16 protein-coding genes and 1 pseudogene are annotated in these 16,618 nt (G+C 40.7%); 9 read left to right on the plus strand and 8 right to left on the minus strand.

All coding sequences use genetic code 11. The features are described 5' to 3' along the window. The first annotated feature begins 69 nt into the window (after positions 1-69). The gene (locus tag AAC155_RS00585) at positions 70-213 is read left to right on the plus strand and encodes a hypothetical protein (RefSeq protein ID WP_158536453.1); all 144 of its coding nucleotides are present in this window, start codon (positions 70-72) and stop codon (positions 211-213) included. Positions 214-762: 549 nt separating this feature from the next. After that, entirely contained in the window at positions 763-1,296 is a 534-nt protein-coding gene (locus AAC155_RS00590; protein WP_113040616.1) for a hypothetical protein, read from the plus strand. Between the two features lie 343 nt (positions 1,297-1,639). On the opposite strand, the pseudogene hrpA reads toward AAC155_RS00590, so the two are convergent. Then, positions 1,640-5,371: pseudogene (hrpA, locus tag AAC155_RS00595) on the minus strand (ATP-dependent RNA helicase HrpA); the annotation flags it as partial. Positions 5,372-5,637: 266 nt separating this feature from the next. On the opposite strand from hrpA, the gene AAC155_RS00600 reads away from it, so the two are divergent. After that, positions 5,638-6,240 (plus strand): FMN-dependent NADH-azoreductase, encoded by a 603-nt coding sequence (locus AAC155_RS00600; protein WP_113040618.1) that lies wholly within the window; start codon positions 5,638-5,640, stop codon positions 6,238-6,240. A gap of 78 nt (positions 6,241-6,318) precedes the next feature. Here the strand turns inward: AAC155_RS00600 and AAC155_RS00605 are convergent, their stop codons facing one another. Genes AAC155_RS00605 through AAC155_RS00615 form a run of 3 tightly spaced genes read right to left on the minus strand, consistent with a single transcriptional unit; the run spans position 6,319 to position 9,479 of the window. Next, positions 6,319-6,645: a YdbL family protein gene (locus tag AAC155_RS00605; protein ID WP_113040619.1), complete on the minus strand. Its 327-nt coding sequence runs from the start codon at positions 6,643-6,645 to the stop codon at positions 6,319-6,321. A 12-nt stretch (positions 6,646-6,657) separates the two neighbouring features. Next, positions 6,658-6,855: a YnbE family lipoprotein gene (locus AAC155_RS00610; protein WP_011146401.1), complete on the minus strand. Its 198-nt coding sequence runs from the start codon at positions 6,853-6,855 to the stop codon at positions 6,658-6,660. Then, entirely contained in the window at positions 6,852-9,479 is a 2,628-nt protein-coding gene (locus tag AAC155_RS00615; RefSeq protein WP_191214672.1) for a YdbH family protein, read from the minus strand. Before AAC155_RS00615 ends, AAC155_RS00610 begins: the two co-directional genes overlap by 4 nt. A gap of 356 nt (positions 9,480-9,835) precedes the next feature. Here AAC155_RS00615 and AAC155_RS00620 point away from each other — a divergent pair, with 356 nt between their 5' ends. From AAC155_RS00620 to AAC155_RS00630, 3 genes are all read left to right on the plus strand, one after another. Then, the gene (locus AAC155_RS00620; RefSeq protein ID WP_113040620.1) at positions 9,836-10,840 is read left to right on the plus strand and encodes a 2-hydroxyacid dehydrogenase; all 1,005 of its coding nucleotides are present in this window, start codon (positions 9,836-9,838) and stop codon (positions 10,838-10,840) included. Positions 10,841-10,861: 21 nt separating this feature from the next. Then, positions 10,862-11,275 carry a heat shock protein HslJ gene (gene hslJ / locus AAC155_RS00625; protein ID WP_113040621.1) on the plus strand — a complete coding sequence of 138 codons (414 nt, stop codon included), beginning with the start codon at positions 10,862-10,864 and terminating at the stop codon, positions 11,273-11,275. 323 nt (positions 11,276-11,598) lie between these two features. After that, positions 11,599-12,219, plus strand: a complete 621-nt coding sequence (locus AAC155_RS00630; RefSeq protein ID WP_113040622.1) for a hypothetical protein — start codon at positions 11,599-11,601, stop codon at positions 12,217-12,219. Between the two features lie 68 nt (positions 12,220-12,287). On the opposite strand, the gene AAC155_RS00635 is transcribed toward AAC155_RS00630, so the two are convergent. The 4 genes from AAC155_RS00635 to AAC155_RS00650 all read right to left on the minus strand — a co-directional run bounded on the left by AAC155_RS00635 (position 12,288) and on the right by AAC155_RS00650 (position 14,564). Then, positions 12,288-12,929 carry a hypothetical protein gene (locus tag AAC155_RS00635; protein ID WP_113040623.1) on the minus strand — a complete coding sequence of 214 codons (642 nt, stop codon included), beginning with the start codon at positions 12,927-12,929 and terminating at the stop codon, positions 12,288-12,290. A 189-nt stretch (positions 12,930-13,118) separates the two neighbouring features. Continuing rightward, a complete protein-coding gene (locus tag AAC155_RS00640) occupies positions 13,119-13,550 on the minus strand; it encodes a YcgN family cysteine cluster protein (protein ID WP_112876029.1) in 432 nt (143 codons plus the stop codon). 23 nt (positions 13,551-13,573) lie between these two features. Beyond that, positions 13,574-14,230, minus strand: a complete 657-nt coding sequence (locus tag AAC155_RS00645; RefSeq protein WP_113040624.1) for a fumarylacetoacetate hydrolase family protein — start codon at positions 14,228-14,230, stop codon at positions 13,574-13,576. A gap of 61 nt (positions 14,231-14,291) precedes the next feature. Then, positions 14,292-14,564, minus strand: coding sequence for a YcgL domain-containing protein (locus AAC155_RS00650; RefSeq protein WP_113040625.1), 273 nt, complete (start codon positions 14,562-14,564; stop codon positions 14,292-14,294). Positions 14,565-14,708: 144 nt separating this feature from the next. Here AAC155_RS00650 and minC point away from each other — a divergent pair, with 144 nt between their 5' ends. From minC to minE, 3 genes are read left to right on the plus strand one after another with little or no spacing between them, the layout of a single operon-like run. Then, positions 14,709-15,392, plus strand: coding sequence for a septum site-determining protein MinC (minC, locus tag AAC155_RS00655; protein ID WP_112876033.1), 684 nt, complete (start codon positions 14,709-14,711; stop codon positions 15,390-15,392). Between the two features lie 23 nt (positions 15,393-15,415). After that, positions 15,416-16,228, plus strand: coding sequence for a septum site-determining protein MinD (gene minD / locus AAC155_RS00660; protein WP_113040626.1), 813 nt, complete (start codon positions 15,416-15,418; stop codon positions 16,226-16,228). A gap of 3 nt (positions 16,229-16,231) precedes the next feature. Then, positions 16,232-16,501 carry a cell division topological specificity factor MinE gene (gene minE / locus AAC155_RS00665; RefSeq protein WP_112876035.1) on the plus strand — a complete coding sequence of 90 codons (270 nt, stop codon included), beginning with the start codon at positions 16,232-16,234 and terminating at the stop codon, positions 16,499-16,501. Positions 16,502-16,618 lie beyond the last annotated feature (117 nt).

Genomic DNA, 16,618 nt, shown 5'->3' on the forward strand with positions numbered 1-16,618 from the left:
GTCAATAAATGCAATAGTCGGAGTAATATAACGGCAAGGGAACGAATCCCCGGGAGCATAGATAACTATGTGACCGGGGTGAGTGAGTGCAGCCAACAAAGAGGCAACTTGAAAGATGACGGGTATATAATATTTATCAACATTATTATCAACTACCAGAGTAATACATTAGAGCGTAAGATCACTGCCTTGGTCAATAAAAACAATCGATAAAACAGCCATTAGTCGATCATTTAATGAGCGACTATATGAAATATATTTGTCAACTAGAAAATATTTTGATAAAGAATTGTTGGGGCAAAGAGGCTGAATATGAAAATAACAGCCATTAATAACGATATCCATATGGTTTTTTTTACATTTCGTTCTAATATGAAAAAATAGTTAACTAATATAGTTAAGAAGAAAAACGTTATAATTGACATAAAAAACATGGCGATGAATGGCATTTTGCACACCTTGTTTAAAAAAAATCCATAATGTCATCATAAATGAGAATGAAATAAAGTATTAGTGGTAAAAATAGCGTTTTCTAACACAATTAACAATTATTTTCAATAAATTTTATTGACGTGTTGTTTAGGTTCAGGTAAGTCAAATACGTCACAGATAAATTTGTGACCGGGCGTGGAAACCCAATTAGCTGAATGACGCAACTACATAAAATTTGGAACCCGCTCGCATATTAGATAATTAGAAAGAATAGTGACAAAGGAATTTTGGTATAATAAACCACTATTCAAACAGCAACAGTGTTAAAGAATGACCAAGTATCATAGTCTCAAGAATAAAACCATTGGTGGAATCGGTAAGATTAGCAGTTACGATATTGAATTCACTTTTAACGGCAAAAAACCACAAACCTTTCGGTTGGTATTCTTTCCATTAACTGACGATGTTGTCGGAGCCGAAAGAATTGCTGAAGTGTACGATGTTAATCCCAAAATTTTATTTGCTGTGTCTATTATCTTTTTCGATCAAGCTTATGAATTAATCCCTACAGACGAATTAAACGGTAGGACTCCATTTGATAAAATAGATAAAGCTGTTCATTACAATAGAAATGAAAATAACTACTTTTTTAATGTTTTAATATCATACATTCTGGATTATATTGAAGAATCTAAAGTTCATTACTTGTACTTTAGTGGTTACAGTGATTCTCATAAAAGAACCTATGAAAGACTTTTACAAAAGGTACAGTCAAGATTAATATTAGAGTATGAAGATTTAGGAGGAGGCGATTATGTTGTTAAAACGTGCTACAGCAACCAAGAAGAAGGCAACTCAGGCTGACTACGCTCGTAACCGCAAAAATAAAACCGCTATGGTTAATGCTTTCATTGAAGCTAACAAAGCCAAACATACGGAAAGTACCTGCTAACCAGCTCATTCGTTTTATACCCAATGGATTTCAAGATGCATCGCGACGGCAAGGGAGCGAATCCCCGGGAGCATAGATAACGATGTGACCGGGGTGAGTGAGTGCAGCCAACAAAGAGGCAACTTGAAAGATGACGGGTATAGTCTATCTAAATAAAAAGCCACCTTTAGAATAGGTGGCTTTGCTGATCTATAAAAAACTGCATCACAAATGTAAAATTTTGGACGCAGTTTAGAATATGACCGTCCTCTTTGATCAGGAAGCAATTTGCTCCATTGTTTGCAAGATTCGTTTATCAGAAACTGGATATGGCGTACCCAGTTGTTGAGCAAACAAGCTGATCCTCAGTTCTTCAATCATCCAACGAATCTCTTGCACCTCAGGTAACTGTTTCTGTTGCAGTGATAATTTCGCCAGCCATTGCTGCCACTGTTGCTGAACATTTTCGACACGCCCCATTTGTGCTCTATCTCTATGCGGATCAATTGCCAATTTTTCAAGACGGCGCTCAATACCTTGCAGATAACGCAGGACATCCGGCAAGCGTTTCCAACCATTAGTGGTGACAAATCCTTTGAAAACCAGACCAGAAAGCTGCTCTTTGATATCCGATAATGCCAAGGCAAATGAAATATCCACTCTCCCCTTGAGACGTTTATTGATAGCAAAAATAGTGGTGAGTATCTGTTCCACCTGCTTGGCTATTTCCACAACAGTATCATTCAACTCAGCCCGAACCTTGTCCTGTAGCTGAATAAAATGCTGTTCATTCCAAGCCGGCCCACCATTCCCTGCCATCAATTTATCCACACCACAGGCGATACAATCGTCAATCAAATCCAATACCTTGCCATAAGGGTTAAAATAGAGTCCCAATTTGGATTTATTCGGCAATTTCTCATGTAAGTATTTAATTGGTGAAGGAATATTGAGTAACAACAGACGACGGGTACCTTCCCACATGGCAATTTGTTGCTCCGGTTCGGTTTCAAACAATTTGATACCGATACTCTCTTTTTCATCCACCAGCGCTGGAAATGCTTTAACAGAGTAACCACCACGTTTCTGCTCATACCGTCCCGGTAATTCACCGAAACTCCAAATATGCAGCCCACTCTGTTCAATCCCATCATCAGCAACAGCGGAAAGTGTTTCCTGAACTTTCTCTTTCAAGCGTAATTTCAGCGCAGATAAATCTTTACTTTCAGCGATAGTCCGGTTCTTCTCTCCTACCACTCGGAATGTCATTTTGAGATGCTCTGGGACTTGCTCTAACTGCCAATCATCACGTGACACCGTAACACCAGTCATCCGCCGTAACTCTTTCTCAAAGCTATCTAACAAGGTCGATTGTGGTTGAGGTACCCGCTCCATAAATGCCTGAGCATAGTTTGGTGCAGGGACAAAATTACGACGAACCGGTTTCGGCAATGATTTAATCAGCGCAACAACCAGATCATAACGAATACCGGGGATCTGCCAATCAAACCCTTCATCCTTAACCTGATTCAACACCGGCAGCGGAATATGAACTGTCACACCATCAGCTTGCGTACCCGGTTCAAACTGGTAACTAAGCCGTAATTTCAATGCCCCTTGATACCAGTAATTAGGGTAATCCAGCGCACTGATTTTATCGGCATCGCCTTTGATCAACATATTTTTTTCAAAATTAAGCAAGTCCGGTTGCTCTTTACCTGTCTTCAGCCACCAGCGATCAAAATGGCGAGCAGAAACCACACTCTGAGGTATCCGTTGATCATAGAAACTAAACAAGGTTTCATCATCCACCAAAATGTCGCGACGACGGGATTTATGTTCCAGCTCCTCAATTTCCTCACGTAATTTCAGATTCACTCGGAAAAATGCATGTCGAGTTTGCCAATCGCCTTCCACCAGCGCATAGCGGATAAACAACTCACGGCAGAGCATTGGGTCAATTTTGCTGTAATTAACCAGACGACTAGCCACAATTGGCAAACCATATAAAGTGACTTTTTCTCTAGCCATTACCGCACCCTGAGATTTTTGCCAGTGTGGCTCGCTATATTGATATTTCACCAGATGCCCGGCTAACGCTTCAACCCATTCAGGTTCGATCCGCGCAACAATCCGCCCCCACAAGCGACTGGTTTCAACCAATTCCGCCGCCATTGACCATTTAGGCGGCTTCTTGAATAAACCAGAACCAGGAAAAATAGCAAAACGGGCATTACGCGCACCGGTATATTCCTGTTTATCTGTATCTTTTTGGCCGATATGAGATAACAGCCCAGAAAGTAACGCAGTATGAATACCACGGTAATCTGCATCCTGACTATTTACCGACAGACCAATTTCTTTTACAACTTGTCGTAACTGGGCATAGATATCCTGCCACTCTCTGACTCTCAGGTAGTTAAGATAATCTTGACGGCAAAGTTTGCGAAATTGCGAAGAGGAGAGTGCCTTTTGCTGCTCTTTCAAAAAATCCCATAATTTCAGAAATGCAATAAAATCGGAGTCTTTATCAGCAAATCGACGGTGTTTCTCATCAGAAGCCTGCTGTTTCTCCAGTGGCCTCTCTCTTGGGTCCTGAATAGATAGCGCAGAAGTGATCACCATCACTTCACGTACACAACCATGATGACGAGCTTCCAATACCATACGCGCCAACCGAGGATCAACCGGGAGCTGAGCAAGCTGTCGCCCTATTGATGTAAGACAGTAATTACTCTTAGCCGTTGTGTTCTGGTCAATAGCTCCAAGCTCCTCCAGAAGCCGAACACCATCCTGAATATTACGTTTATCAGGCGGTTGCACAAATGGAAATGCACTGACATCCCCAAGACCAATTGCCGTCATTTGCAGAATGACCGATGCCAGGTTAGTACGCAGGATTTCTGGATCAGTAAACTCTGGCCGAGAAAGGAAATCGTCTTCTGAATACAGCCGGATACAGATCCCGTCAGATACACGTCCGCAACGCCCTTTCCGCTGATTAGCCGACGCCTGTGATATAGGTTCAATCGGCAATCTCTGTACTTTCGTACGATAACTGTAACGGCTGATACGTGCATACCCGGTATCAATCACATATTTAATTCCCGGTACCGTCAACGAGGTTTCTGCCACGTTAGTTGCCAGCACAATTCTCCGCCCCGTATGTGATTGGAAAATTCGATTCTGATCACTGTTAGAAAGACGCGCAAATAATGGCAATACGTCGGTATGACGCAGATTCTGTTTATTCAGCGCATCTGCTGTATCACGAATCTCCCTCTCTCCACTCATAAAGATCAGGATATCTCCAGGCCCTTCACGGTTGAGTTCATCAACAGCATCAATAATTGCCTCAAGCTGATCCCGCTCTCCATCATTATCTTCCCCCATGACAGAACGATAACGCACTTCTACCGGATAGGTTCGACCAGAAACTTCGATAATTGGCGCATGATTAAAATGGCGAGAAAAGCGCTCAGGATCGATAGTCGCGGAGGTAATGATCACTTTCAAATCGGGACGTTTTGGCAGTAATTGGCGCAAATAACCCAGAATAAAATCAATATTCAGACTGCGTTCATGCGCCTCATCGATAATGAGCGTGTCATACTGTTTAAGTAGCCTGTCATTTTGCAGTTCCGCCAGCAAAATACCATCGGTCATCAGTTTAACTAACGTGTTATCGCCCACATGATCACTAAAACGGACTTTATAACCAACAGCAGAACCCACTGAGGTTTCCAATTCTTCCGCCAGACGATTGGCAACCGCACGAGCAGCCAATCGACGGGGTTGAGTATGACCGATAAGTCCTTTTATTCCCCGACCTAGTTCAAGACAAATTTTCGGGATCTGTGTTGTTTTACCCGAACCGGTTTCACCGGCAATAATGACAACTTGATGGTCACGAATAGCTTTGTAGATATCATCTTTCTTCTGGCTGACGGGCAAGTTTTCCGGATATTTGATCGTTGGACAAGCAGCCTGACGGTTAATGATTTTCTGAGACTCTTTCACCTTATATTGATCCTTGTAACTTCTTACTTTGCTAATTAGCCAGTTTTTATTGGCGATATAGTAACACATCCTATTTATTGGCAATAATTTCAGCTAGTATTTCCACCACGTTATATCAACGTGGATAAAAGTCTTTCAATAAATTTGAATTTTATTCTCTAAATATTGATCTGTTACCATAAGTCAATAACTCATAAAATAACTATATCGTGATTAACAAGTGAACTATCAAAGGTTAATTTTAAGGAATAAACATGAGTAAAGTTCTGGTTCTTAAATCCAGCATTATGGCGCAGCATTCACATACTAACCAAATGGCCGATTTCTTCATTGAAAAGTGGCAAGCCAATCATACTGATGACAGCATTACAGTACGCGATCTGACTGCACAACCCATTCCTGCTCTGGATAATGAACGGGTTTATGCATTGCGTCCGAGTGGCAATGAAATGACCGCTCGCCAAAAAGAGACGTTAGCATTATCTGACGAACTTATTGCGGAATTGCAGGATAATGACGTTATTGTTATCACTGCGCCTATGTACAACTTCCACATTCCAACCCAACTGAAAAGCTATTTTGATATGATAGCCCGTGCTGGCGTGACTTTCCGTTATACCGAGAATGGCCCTGAAGGTCTGCTAAAAGGCAAACGAGTCATCATCCTGACCAGCCGTGGCGGCATCTATAAAGACGGCCCCAGTGATCTGTTAGTGCCTTATCTGCGTCTGTTCCTAAGTTTCATTGGGCTCACTGATATAGAGTTCGTATTTACCGAAGGTGTAGCATTAGGCCCTGATGCCGCAAATCAAGCGCAACAAACCGCCCGTGAAGTTTTGCAAGCAATAGCTTCCTGATAGCCACGTTTTTGTTCATAATTCATACATTGCCTATATCTTTATATTGTTGTCTTTTGCGCGTCATTCGACGCGCTTTTATTTCTTCAACCACTTACCATTAATACCAAGCACATACTCACCAGGTTCAGCTCTGTTCACCAATTTTTCGCCAGTAAGTTTAGCCACTTGCTTTGTAGAAATATTATTGCCAGCCGCTATTTCTGCGTATTTTTTCTCACGGGCTTGATTAATTTCTGCCACCAAAGCTTGTGCCTGACTATCTGTTTTCACTATAGCCAGATAACCACTGAAAGTTTCACCGACCAACCCTTTCTGCTTTGCCTCATTCAGGGTCATTCCTACAACGGAAGAGCTGAACAATACACCAGCCAATAACAATATCCCCGTACCTGTTCTCTTCATAATGCCAACCCCCTAGAATAAACCCGTGTTATTCTTAAGCATCTCTTCAACTTGCCTGTCTACTTTTATCTGAATTTCATGCTCAATTTTGACATTCATATTAATATTAATGGGCTTCTCCGGTGTTGCCACTTCAAGGCGTATACAACCTGACAGCATTAAAGGCCCCATTGATAGTAAGAACAGCTTCATTCCAGTTTGTTTTGTCATTTATCACTCCCATTTAATACAGATATATTCTGCTGTAGCCAATCTTCAAGATTGTTGCCAAACCGTAAACTACGCCATAAGTGAAAGATATTCTCTCCATGATGGTAATTCAGTTTGACTTGCCGTTTTTTATCTCTTAATGAATTAACACCTTGAATTTCAGCATTAAGTGTCAGAACCCCTAAATTATCAAGACTGACTTGCGCCCGTAAACGACTGATTTCTAAATAGCGTAACCAATCCATAGCGGCACCAGCGGAAATATTATCTTTGTTAATGGAATCTATCGTGTCTTTATCCAGACGTAAGGTCATATGGTCGATATTGGCAATCCGCCCTTGCTGAACTATCCAACGTTCATTATTAATAAACAATGGCAATTTTCCGCTGATTTTGCCGGACATCGCAAATTGTTTAACTTTCAATACCGTAAAAAGGCGACTTAACTCCAATTTATCAAGCGTCAAAATAGCAGGATGCTGCTGAGGAAGCCTTAATTTATCTAGGTTAATATGTCCATCCAATATACTTATATTCACATTAGTCAATTCCAGCGGTTTTTGTTCCGATGGTGGATAAAATCCCTGTAAATCCGCCGTCAAGTTACGCATTACAAACAGGTTATTAATCGTTTTCACTCGTAGCTGTACCGGCGATTTAACACCAAATTGCCAGATACTATCTCTCAGTCGCCACGGTAAGACAAAATCAAGCCCACTGATTTCACCATCTTTAAGCCACATGCTGCCATTTTTTACCACCCAGTGACCACCCGCAACAAAACCTTGCCCCTGTGTGACAGAAAAAGCGGCCTGTGCATAAAGATCACCTGATCGTAAGTTTATCCCTAAATCTTTAGGTACCAACGGCTGAAATGCGAGTAAAGATTGAGTAGGCCAACGCGCTTCACCACGCAATCTTGCTCCATCCCAACGACTGTAAAAAGGGATCGGACCCATATTTCTTGATGAAAGATCACCATTAACAATAAAATTGTTCGGGCTTTCTCCTGTCAATTTTGCTGTCAGCTCAGCAGGGGGCAAAAAGCCACCGGACTGAAACGATGTTTTCTTCGCTGTCAGCCGTAACTCACCATTAAAGGCGGGCGATTTCTCTGAACGTTGCCATTCCAATGGTTTTGTTAATTGTAGACGCGGCGTATCCACCCGGATCATGCCGTGCTTAATCACATTAAAGCCGGTAGCCATTTCGTTGACACTAATCAATGTATCATGCCAGCGCCCTTTTCCGGCAATATCCCATTTAGCCTGTAGTGACGGCAAATCGCCATTTCCCCAATAATTCCAACGCCAATAGCCTTTATCCGGCATAAAATTTTCGGCATGACCATCAAGATGCAAATGGAATTTTCCCCAGTCACGGTGTTGTGTATTTACAATTGCCTGTAACCGACCAGTAAAACCTTCACGTGTCAGATAAGTTCCCGCCAACGGTGACCGGGCATCTTTAACAATAAACTCATCAGACAAACGCCCCCAAGCACGAAACAACGAACCTGACTGAAAAGTCATTTTCGGATTAACCAACGGACCATTAATTATCGCAGGCAATGACATAGCCATAATCATATCCTGCACATTAATCTGACCTGTTAATTGAAAAGGAAGTTGCGTATTTAATGAGTTTATCCGGCCCGGTTTTATCGTTAATACAATATTCGCTTTACCACGTTCACCCTGAGTGACCAAATTTATACGGCCACTAATTAGCAGGTTATCCAACCCTTGTTGCCAATGAGCAATCTTAATATTCACGCCACCCGCAAGAGGTTGCCCCGCCCCAGTCCACCGCCATTTACCATCAGTAATATCAAGCTGTTCTTGGTTAAACTGCCAAGGTAATTCAGCCAAAGATAGTGTCGCCCCCTCTTCTCTGATAATAAGTTTGCCGGATTTCCCTCGCCAACCTAACTTGATATTTAGCGGATGCGCATATTGCTTGGCAATAATTTTACCTTTTACTTCACCATGAGGAGGGAGTTTATCCATATTAAGAGGTAAAGTCATTTCACCATTAAGGCTGATTTCCTGTTCTGGTAATTTAATTGCCAGTTGGTCAATAACTAGCGATTCCTTACCATAAATATGCGCTGACAATTTAACCTTCTTCCCCTGATAACTTAGTTTTTGCCCCTGAGAAGAGGAATTGAATTTTAGTCTTCCAGCAAAATCTTGCCAAGGATGAAAAGAAAGATTTTCCACGGACAAACTTCCTTGTGGAATATGAGCTAAAATATCAGCAACAGACAATGGAGCAAGACCTTGTGTAGATTCAGGTAACTGATTTAGACAATTGATATCCCCACTAATATCTGCGGCATTTAATTGCCAATGATAACTGTTATCTATCTCTGAATATGGGTAACTAACAGATAATCGCGATACACGAATAAGCCTGCAATCCTTCACCTGCAATGAAATATCAGCCAGTTGCAAAACTCCATTTTTCCATTCTGGTTGTTTCAATGAAACCGTCATACCTGGAGGTAACCAGTGACCGGTAACCTTAGGTAACCAATGAGGAATCGAAAACCATCCCGCCGCCATCAATAATACCAACAGAATAGGTATGGTAATGAATATTTTTAATCCTTTGGTTATCAAATCCTTGCCTCTCCTTATTAAGCCTTAGATCGGTTACTTCTATACCCGTTATCTTTCAGGTTGCCTCTTTGTTGGCTGCACTCGGTCACATAGTTACCTATGCTCCTGGGGATTCTCTCCCTTGCCGTCGCGATCCATCTTGAAATCCATAGGGTATATTGTTATTCCATAATTTAGCAGACAAACCTTAAACTAAGACATTGATTATTAAGAAAATTATGTTGAACATATAGGGGAACAACAAGCAATACACTTATAGAGTTAATTAATTTATTGTTTATTTAACCCTTTACGTCAGCAATAATTTAAGCCCAAAACAATGTATTAGCTACTTAAATTATAGCGGAGATAATTCCATGAAATTAGTCGTTTACAGTACCAAACAGTATGACCATAAACATCTGGAGCAGGTCAATAAAAAACTCGGATTTGGTTATAATTTCGAGTTTTTCGATTTCCCTCTTAGTTCAAAAACTGCCAAAAACGCTATTGGTGCAGATGCTGTTTGTATTTTCGTCAACGATAATGCTGACCGTAAAGTACTCGAAGAATTGGCTGAAATGAATATAAAAATCCTCGCATTACGTTGCGCAGGTTTTAATAATGTCGATCTAGATGCAGCTGAAGAATTGGGTATTCAAGTTGTACGGGTTCCAGCCTATTCCCCTGAAGCTGTTGCTGAACATACCGTCGGATTAATGTTGTGCTTAAACCGCCGTATCCACCGAGCTTACCAACGCACCCGTGACGCCAATTTCTCTCTTGAAGGCTTAATTGGCTTCAATATGCACAGCCGCACAGCGGGAATTATCGGAACCGGCAAGATTGGTATTGCAACTCTACGTATTCTTAATGGATTTGGTATGCGTTTGCTAGCTCATGATCCCTACCCCAATCAAGCTGTTTTGAATCTCGGTGCTCAATATGTCGATCTGGATACGCTGTATGCACAATCCGACGTCATATCGCTTCATTGCCCGTTAACACCAGAAAACCATCATCTGCTGAATGACGTTGCTTTCAGCAAAATGAAAAACGGCGTAATGATCATCAATACCAGCCGAGGGGCTCTAATTGATTCCATCGCAGCCATTAGCGCATTAAAACAACAAAAAATTGGCGCTCTGGGTATGGATGTTTACGAGAATGAACGCGATCTCTTCTTTGAAGATAAATCTAATGACGTGATTCAGGATGATATTTTTCGTCGCTTGTCTTCATGTCATAACGTGCTGTTTACCGGTCATCAGGCATTTCTGACAGAAGAAGCCTTAACCAGTATCAGTGAAACTACGCTGAGAAATATCCAGCAATTAATCAATGGGAAAAATTGCCCAAATATTGTTAGTAAGTACCCTTAAAATAATATATAGGAGATAAACATGAAAAAAATACTACCTTTGGCAACAGCAACTTTATTGTTAGCCACATTCCAAGCGTCTGCGGTAGAAAACGTGTCAATTGATGATTTACAACGTCACAAATTTGTTCTGGTGAGCGTTAATGGCGAAGGCGTGAAAAATCAAGATGGTCGCGTACCAACCATTGAATTCGGGGAAAAAATGCACATTTCTGGTTCCATGTGTAATCTCTTTATGGGTCAAGGTAAACTGAAAAATGGTGTACTGACCGTTAAAAACCTAGCCAGCACTCAGATGCTTTGCTCTGATGAAAAATTAAATAGATGGGATTACCTGATTGGTCAAGTGTTAGCAGATGGCGTTAAAGTGAAGTTGAAAGATCAAAAACTGACACTATCTCACCCCGACAATACATTGGTTTATAAAGTTCAGTAATCAAAAAAATCATTTATAAAGTTAGCATTAAACATTTAGCAGAATGAAATTCCTTGAATGGACTCAAGATTAAACTCTGCTTATCCAAATGTTTTATGTTTTAGGTGCCGGGAATTATTCTCCGGCACTTCCAGATATAATATCTAAGCAATAAATTTACCGCCGATATTAAACTTTTAAACATTATAGGAGAACCAAAATCGACATAAATAAATATAGATAATATAACTTATTTTTAACTTATTCCTTCCAACTTAAATAAAGAGTTTTACACTTTTTACATTTAATAGATAGTTTACTAACTAAATAAAAGGAAATAATTTATGTCCAATATTGCACTGACTGATATTCAATTTATCGACCTCATGAACGAAATGCGCCAACACGCAAAACGGATGTTAAATGATTCTAAAATTGAACCATTTATGCCATCGACACCTGAACTCCAGGCATATGCAAATATGCTTGGGGAACAATATGAAAGCATAGATATTACCGAAAATAAGGAAATAGATGGTATTATTGATGAATTGAAAGATTCTGTGAAATCTGGTGCTAATTCAACAACAAACGTTTCTAAGGCAAGTGTAACTGATAGCACACAGAAATATCAGAAAGCGATTATCGCTGATCCAGACAACGCAGACCAAGACTGGATCGATAACATGAACAAATCTCGTCAAAGAACCAAAGATGAGAACAACAGACAAATTGATACAAGTTACGATAAAGCCATTCAATTTGGGTTACAATTTCCTAACTCTAGAGCAGCAATACAAAGTTTTATGGAAAAAACTAATGCATTCTTCTCCAGTTTATTTGGCAGACTTTCAAATTTTATACTTGATGCAGCCAGGCAACTCTCTGAATGGATAAGCAGAGCGTGGGAATCAATTAAATCGTTCTATGATAAAATTAATGTTTGGATTTCCGGTGCATTTTAATTAATTGATAATGGTTCGAGTTAGTTCGAACCATTATATTCACCTCAGATATAACCTGGGGAAATTAATTACTTATTAGGCAGTTTGATCCTGGAAATAATTGCCAGTCTATCCATATAATATTCCACATTACCCCACAACCAACTCTGCTCTTTACTAACATCATCTTCAGCTAAAATATTTCTTAATTCACAAGTCATAACGTCATAGCCGTAAACATAAAGCCCAAACTGTAACGCCTCATACATTCTGGCTTGCCAAAAAGAGGTGCCTTCTATTATTTGACTCATATTTGAAGCAACAACATCATAGGTTTTAATCAGATAGTGGAAAAAGATTTTAGCGGCCAAATCACTTAATGCCGCTTTATGTTGTGGCTTCCTCGTTCGCCACACAAGTATCTGCGAAGCGAGACGACAGCTAAGCACCAAGTCACTTATTATTATAACTTTGTTGTAATAAACGACTTCTTTTGTTTCGTCACTAAGTAGCGCTAATTCAAAGTAGGGCTCATCTATATCATCCAAATCTAGCCTGTTATCAACCCTGATCAACCGGTAACCTGGTGGAAAAATGAGTTCATCCACATCATGCACAATATTAGTACCAGAGGAATCAAGAGCATCATACAGAACACGATTGAACTCTAACTCACTCAATTGGATGAAATCATTGGTAATCTTTTCTATGTTTCCCACATGTATTGGCATACTTTATGCCTCCTATAATAGACCACAGGTTCAATTACCTAATGGTAATAGTATAGATGCAATTATATACAATCAACCTTTAGTTCATTTTTGGTGGATATGCCTACTGGTTAACTTAGTTCTAGAGCAAGCCCCCAACTTAGGAAACACAGAAAATAATTTATTAAATTATAGTTAGTTACATCATTATCAAGGTTTATTAATAATATGGTCTTCCCATTCCACAACATCAATTTCCCGTACAGCGATATGCCTAACAGAAATTCTTTCGCTATGCATTGCTGATTTAGAACCTTTAATCAGAGGATGCCACGGTAATAATGGCTTCCCTTCTTCAAGCAAACGATATGCACAAGTTATTGGTAACCATGCAAAAGTCGGCAAATTATGACGGGTTAATTTGATACAATCCGGTTCATATCTGAAACGATCTTCGTAATTTTTGCATTGGCACGTTTTTATATTGAGTTGATTGCAAGCAACATTAGTAAAATAAATTTCATCGGTATCATCATCCATCAATTTATGTAAGCAACACTGCCCACAACCATCACATAATGACTCCCATTCTTCATCCGTCATCTGATCTAAGGTTTTTACCTGCCAGAAAGGTTGAGACATAACTCTACTATTCCTTATATTATTCAAATCACCCTGGTAGTGAGTGAATTATCATTCAGAGTAACCTTTAGCACATCACCGGGTTTCAGTGCTCCAACACCTTCCGGTGTACCAGTGAGAATGACATCTCCCGGCCGCAAAGTGAAAAAGTGCGACATATGGCTGATCAGGGAAACAATGGGTGTCAACATATCGTTACTATTACCGTTCTGCCGTAGCTCATTATTGACCGTCAGTGAAAACTGGACATTCCGCGGATCACCAAAATGACTTATTCGAATAAACCCAGATATCGGGCAAGAGCCATCAAACGCCTTACTTTTTTCCCACGGTTGACCCGCTTTCTTGAATTTAGATTGCAAATCACGCAAGGTGAGATCCAATGCAACAGCAAAACCCGCGATAGCGGCGCCAACTCGCTCTTCATTTGCTTGTTTCAACGGCGTACCAATCAGTACAGCCAGTTCAACTTCATGATGAACAACACCAAAATCCTTTGGAATTGCAATTGGCTGATGTATATCACACAGTGCAGTTTCCGGCTTAATAAAAATGACTGGCTCTTCCGCTGGCTGAGATCCCATCTCTTTAATATGTTTAGCGTAATTACTACCAACGCAAACCACTTTATTGACAGGAAGATCCAGTAATGCCCCCTGCCAGTCTCTGTGTTGATACATATTCGTTTCTCACTCTGGTTTATTAGGCAACATACCCATAATTATAGCACTTAGATTCTTCTTATTTTTCCATCTGGTTCAGATGTGCATTCATTAAATTTTCAACCGGAGGGGGGATTTGCAGGTAAAAACCCTGCTCAATTAACGATATTTTTACCTTTTCGATATCGGCACCTGCCAGTTTTTTTCTGTCTGCCAGAGAGATCGTCATTGTATATTGGGGCTGTCCAAAACTTTTCAGTAACTCTTCGGGAACGCGAGAGAAATTATCTCTTTTTTCAACATAAAGATATGTTTGCTCCCTTTTCGGACTGCTGTAGATCGTACAAATCATTATAATAAACTCTTTTAAATTCAGGTCACAACTTGCTTGAATAATTCAGTAATTATAACATGTTTATTGTATTTCTAAATATCGTATCCCAGGGGATGTTCTGGGGGGATCTCAAATTTGCTGAATCTGAGTCAGGCAGGATAGATGTCACAGTCGCCAATTGAGCTAAAAGGCAGTAATTTTACGCTTTCGGTTGTTCATTTACACAATGACCAACCAGAAATCATTCTACAGGCCCTACAGGAAAAAGTGGAACAAGCACCGGATTTCCTGAAAAATGCGCCTGTTGTCATTAATATCTCCGCTCTGCCGGCAAGCGCTGATCTGAAAGCACTGCATTACGCTATTGATTCAGCGGGATTCCGTATTGTCGGAATAAGTGGTTGTCGTGATGAGCAACAACGCAGGGCGGTAATAAAAGCATCCTTACCACTACTAAGTGAAGGAAAAAAACAAAAAACCTCGGCAAAGGAAGATAAACCGGCTGAACCCGCGATTAAAAAAACCCGTGTAATTAATTTACCTGTTCGCTCAGGTCAAAGGATTTATGCCCAAGGCAGTGATCTTATTGTTACCAGTAATGTAAGCGCCGGTGCCGAATTGATTGCAGACGGCAATATTCACATCTACGGTATGATGCGTGGTCGGGCATTAGCTGGTGCATCCGGTGATCAGGAGTGCCTGGTTTTTTGCACCCATTTAAACGCTGAACTTGTCTCTATCGCAGGGCAATATTGGCTCGGCGATAAAATCCCAACTGAATTAGCAGGAAAAGCCGCAAAACTTAGCCTGGTAAATAATGAATTAACTATTGAACCTTTAATCTAGCCCTTTTAATAAGGAATCACTTCATGGCACGCATTATTGTTGTTACATCAGGTAAAGGTGGCGTTGGCAAAACCACTTCAAGCGCGGCCATTGCTACCGGCCTTGCTCAAAGAGGTAAAAAGACCGTCGTTATCGATTTTGACATCGGCCTGCGTAACCTCGATCTGATTATGGGATGTGAACGCCGCGTAGTTTATGACTTCGTGAACGTTATCCAAGGAGACGTCTCGCTTAATCAGGCATTAATTAAAGATAAACGTACCGAGAATCTTTATATCCTGCCTGCATCGCAAACCCGCGATAAAGACGCTCTCACTATTGAAGGCGTTGAGCAAGTTTTAGTTGATCTGGATAAACAAGGTTTCGAGTTTATTATCTGCGACTCCCCAGCAGGGATTGAAAGTGGTGCGTTGATAGCACTCTATTTTGCTGACGAAGCCATTATCACAACAAATCCTGAGGTCTCTTCCGTACGTGATTCAGACCGTATTCTGGGTATTCTGGCCTCAAAATCTCGACGAGCTGAACGGGGTGAAGATCCCATTAAAGAACATCTGCTATTAACCCGCTATAACCCAGGCCGTGTAAGTCGTGGTGATATGCTGAGTATGGAAGACGTTCTGGAAATTTTATGCATTCCTTTAATCGGTGTTATTCCAGAAGATCAATCTGTACTGCGTTCATCTAACCAAGGGGAACCAGTCATTCTGGATACAGAATCTGATGCAGGAAAAGCGTATACAGATACTGTTGAACGTTTATTAGGGGAAGAACGTCCTTTCCGCTTCATTGAAGAAGAGAAAAAAGGCTTCTTAAAACGCCTGTTTGGGGGATAAAACATGGCCTTGCTAGATTTCTTTCTGTCGAGAAAAAAAACGACAGCCAATATCGCTAAAGAGCGGCTGCAAATCATCGTGGCAGAGCGTCGCCGCGGTGATTCTGAACCTGCTTATCTGCCTGATATGAAACGGGATATCTTGGCAGTAATCTGTAAGTATATACAGGTCGATCCAGATATGCTCTCTGTACAATTTGAGCAGAAAGGTGATGATATTTCCGTCCTGGAGCTGAATATAACATTACCTGAGGTAGAAGAACCTCAAAAATAACGCGGGTAAACAGTGCTGTTTTATCACTACCGCCATCAAAGTAACCACAAACGAATTATGTGGCAATCTGAGATGGGGAACCCCTAACCGGGAACCCCTTCTCATGCTTTAGACTGC

This window comes from Photorhabdus sp. HUG-39 (assembly GCF_963878365.1).
Taxonomy (GTDB): domain Bacteria; phylum Pseudomonadota; class Gammaproteobacteria; order Enterobacterales; family Enterobacteriaceae; genus Photorhabdus; species Photorhabdus kayaii.

Coding starts and splice junctions, on each gene's coding strand:
- AAC155_RS00630 (WP_113040622.1), top strand. CDS start 11,599: ATGTCCAATATTGCACTGACTGATATTCAATTTATCGACCTCATGAAC.
- AAC155_RS00650 (WP_113040625.1), bottom strand. CDS start 14,564: ATGATTTGTACGATCTACAGCAGTCCGAAAAGGGAGCAAACATATCTT.
- AAC155_RS00645 (WP_113040624.1), bottom strand. CDS start 14,230: ATGTATCAACACAGAGACTGGCAGGGGGCATTACTGGATCTTCCTGTC.
- minC (WP_112876033.1), top strand. CDS start 14,709: ATGTCACAGTCGCCAATTGAGCTAAAAGGCAGTAATTTTACGCTTTCG.
- AAC155_RS00640 (WP_112876029.1), bottom strand. CDS start 13,550: ATGTCTCAACCTTTCTGGCAGGTAAAAACCTTAGATCAGATGACGGAT.
- AAC155_RS00610 (WP_011146401.1), bottom strand. CDS start 6,855: ATGACAAAACAAACTGGAATGAAGCTGTTCTTACTATCAATGGGGCCT.
- AAC155_RS00600 (WP_113040618.1), top strand. CDS start 5,638: ATGAGTAAAGTTCTGGTTCTTAAATCCAGCATTATGGCGCAGCATTCA.
- AAC155_RS00620 (WP_113040620.1), top strand. CDS start 9,836: ATGAAATTAGTCGTTTACAGTACCAAACAGTATGACCATAAACATCTG.
- AAC155_RS00635 (WP_113040623.1), bottom strand. CDS start 12,929: ATGCCAATACATGTGGGAAACATAGAAAAGATTACCAATGATTTCATC.
- hslJ (WP_113040621.1), top strand. CDS start 10,862: ATGAAAAAAATACTACCTTTGGCAACAGCAACTTTATTGTTAGCCACA.
- minD (WP_113040626.1), top strand. CDS start 15,416: ATGGCACGCATTATTGTTGTTACATCAGGTAAAGGTGGCGTTGGCAAA.
- AAC155_RS00605 (WP_113040619.1), bottom strand. CDS start 6,645: ATGAAGAGAACAGGTACGGGGATATTGTTATTGGCTGGTGTATTGTTC.
- minE (WP_112876035.1), top strand. CDS start 16,232: ATGGCCTTGCTAGATTTCTTTCTGTCGAGAAAAAAAACGACAGCCAAT.
- AAC155_RS00590 (WP_113040616.1), top strand. CDS start 763: ATGACCAAGTATCATAGTCTCAAGAATAAAACCATTGGTGGAATCGGT.